Origin of the sequence: Algoriphagus sp., from assembly GCF_024642405.1 — a bacterium.
Taxonomy (GTDB): Bacteria; Bacteroidota; Bacteroidia; order Cytophagales; family Cyclobacteriaceae; genus Algoriphagus.
The window spans coordinates 1-2584 of the sequence record NZ_JAHEBC010000410.1 but is presented as its reverse complement, the minus strand read 5'-3'; the positions used below and the strand labels follow the sequence as shown (position 1 = coordinate 2584).

4 protein-coding genes are annotated in these 2584 nt (G+C 35.1%); 3 read left to right on the top strand and 1 reads right to left on the bottom strand.

All coding sequences use genetic code 11. From position 1 onward, the window contains the following. Window positions 1-961: amidohydrolase family protein (locus Q0L68_RS18555; RefSeq protein WP_296705746.1), on the bottom strand; the 961-nt coding region annotated here is incomplete at its 3' end. 9 nt (window positions 962-970) lie between these two features. On the opposite strand from Q0L68_RS18555, the gene Q0L68_RS18550 reads away from it, so the two are divergent. From Q0L68_RS18550 to Q0L68_RS18540, 3 genes are all read left to right on the top strand, one after another. Next, entirely contained in the window at window positions 971-1444 is a 474-nt protein-coding gene (locus tag Q0L68_RS18550) for a type I restriction enzyme HsdR N-terminal domain-containing protein (RefSeq protein ID WP_296705745.1), read from the top strand. Between the two features lie 61 nt (window positions 1445-1505). Beyond that, window positions 1506-2219 (top strand): Crp/Fnr family transcriptional regulator, encoded by a 714-nt coding sequence (locus Q0L68_RS18545; RefSeq protein ID WP_296705744.1) that lies wholly within the window; start codon window positions 1506-1508, stop codon window positions 2217-2219. Window positions 2220-2315: 96 nt separating this feature from the next. Beyond that, the coding region (locus Q0L68_RS18540) for a rhodanese-like domain-containing protein (protein WP_296705743.1) at window positions 2316-2584 on the top strand (269 nt) is incomplete at its 3' end.

The window sequence follows — 2584 nt, the reverse complement described above, 5'->3', positions numbered from 1 at the left end:
GATATCCCAGCGCACCATCTCCATAAATTTTGAAACTACGGATCGTAAGATTATCATCTTGAAATGAACCTTTTTCAAAATAATAATCCATATTCTCTTTCGTAGGATTTACCATGGCATAGATTCTTATCTTTAAGGAAGAATCCTGATACATTTTTTCAAATAGCTCAATGACTTCTCGATCAAGTCCTGCATCTGCTACTGAAGTCAAACCTACTGCAAAACAATTTTCTTGAGCTGCTAAAAGTGATTTTCTAGCTTGCTCCTCTGTTGTTTTTGGGATTTTTGAACTAACTAAATCAATGGCATTATCTATAAGAACTCCAGTAGTTTTACCGTTTTCTACCAAAACAGATCCACCAAGTAGTTTTGTCGCTGCGTTTACCCCACCTAGAGTTAGTGCTTTTTGATTAACCAAAGCAGCATGACCATCAATTCGGGTTAGCAAAACAGGCTTATCAGGAAATAACTCATCCAATTTTTCCCGGGTTGGGAACTCCTGACCTTCCCATAAGTTTTGGTCCCAACCACTTCCTAAAATCCATGGTTCATCTGGATTAGAATCGGCGTAGTTTATAACTTTCTGAATTAGTTCTTCAAAACTTTTTGTACCAACCAAGTCTATAACTCTTAATCCTTCACCGTATCGGAAAAAATGAGTATGTGCATCTATAAAGCCGGGATAAACAGTTTTCCCTTCCAGATCAATAGTTTTAGTCGATTCATAGGTGGAAAAGATTTCACTTTCAGACCCTACAGCCACAAATCTCCCTTCATGGATAGCAATGGCATCACTGATTTCAAATTCCTGATTAACGGTGTAAATAGTGCCTCCATAATAAATCAAATCAACTTGAGTTTTTGGATCTTGGCAACCAAAAGAAAAAAACAATAAGGAGAATAGCCCTAAAGAAATCAACTTTGTATAATTCTTAAATATCAACTGCTTAATAATGTACATATTTGGGGTATGAATAGGAGTTCGGATAGAATTCAATTGCCAAACCTAAATCTTCCAGCTTTTGAGCCAAGGCTTCAGGAAATGGACGGGAAATTAGGGATTTTTGACAGTCTCAGAAAGAAGTATTTGATTTTAACACCAGAAGAGTGGGTTAGACAACATTGGATTAATTTATTAATTAATCATTTGGGGTATCCTAAGGGTTTAGTGGCATTGGAAAAAGGTCTCATTTACAATAAACTACAGAAAAGAACTGACTTGGTTGTTTGGAATATAGATGGCGAGCCTTATTTATTGATTGAATGTAAAGCTCCTACCATAAAACTGACTAAAAAAACAATGGAGCAGGCATGCCTATACCATCAAAAGGTAAAATCGAAGTATTTAGTTATTTCAAATGGAATGAATCACCTGAGTATGGAATGGCATGAAGATTCTAGGCAGTTTTTACAGATTAAATCCTTTCCTGAATCTCCGAAATAGGCGTATTTCTTATGATATATGTCAGTCTTTTTTTAAATTTCGCTTAAATAATTAAGCAAATATGAGTGTTCATTCTGGAAATACACCCTGCGAGCTTTGTGCAAGTAGAAAATTATCACTTTTCGCCGATTTACCTGAGCAGCATGTTTGTACTATTTCTGATAACAAAAATTTGATTTCCCATAGAAAGGGTCAAATTTTGTTTTACGAAGGGACAAAACCGCTAGGTATTTTTTGTATTAATTCGGGAGTTGTTAAGGTATATAAAACTGCTTCAAATGGAAAAGAACAAATTCTTCATTTGTCAAAAAAAGGTGATTTTCTAGGTTATTCTGCCCTTTTGGGAGAAGAGAATTATTCTAACTCAGCCATGATTGTGGAAGACGCTAAAATTTGCTTTATACCGAAAGAAGCATTTTTAACGACTTTGTTTAATAATACCCCATTTTTTAAAAGAATTACAAAGGCATTAAGTCATGAGCTAGGAGTGATGGAAGAAAAGTTGACTGATGCTACACAAAAAAGTATTCGAGAAAGGTTAGCTTTTGTACTTATCCAATTGGGAAATTCGTATGGTGTAGAAGGGGGAGAGAATCAAAAGATTGATTTGGTTCTTAGCCGGGAAGAAATTGCTGGAATGGTGGGAACTGCTACTGAATCAGTCATTAGATTACTTTCAGAGTTTAAAAAAGACAATTTAATTGAGCTGGAAGGGAAGCGAATAATTATTAAGGATAGGAGAGGATTGGCTCGCTTATCAGATTTTTACGCTTGATTTGAACCCTTGGACCATTAGCTAGGTTTCATTTTTATGCAGGTTCAGAATACATACTTCTCAAAACTTATAAAGGTTTTGCTATTGACAATAGTAATGGCAATCCCATTTTTTTCAAATGCTCAGTCCATTGCTTATAAAACCCTTTTAACTACGCTTTACGACAAAGACTTTCCTGTAATTAAGCCTAATCAAATTGAAGATCTTTCAATTTATCAAGTACTCGATGCAAGAGAGAAAGAAGAATATGAAGTCTCGCATCTAAAAAATGCCTACTGGGTGGGTTATGACACATTTGATCTCAATAAACTGGAAGGATTAGATAAAGAAAAACCAATTCTTATTTATTGCACTGTAGGTGCTAG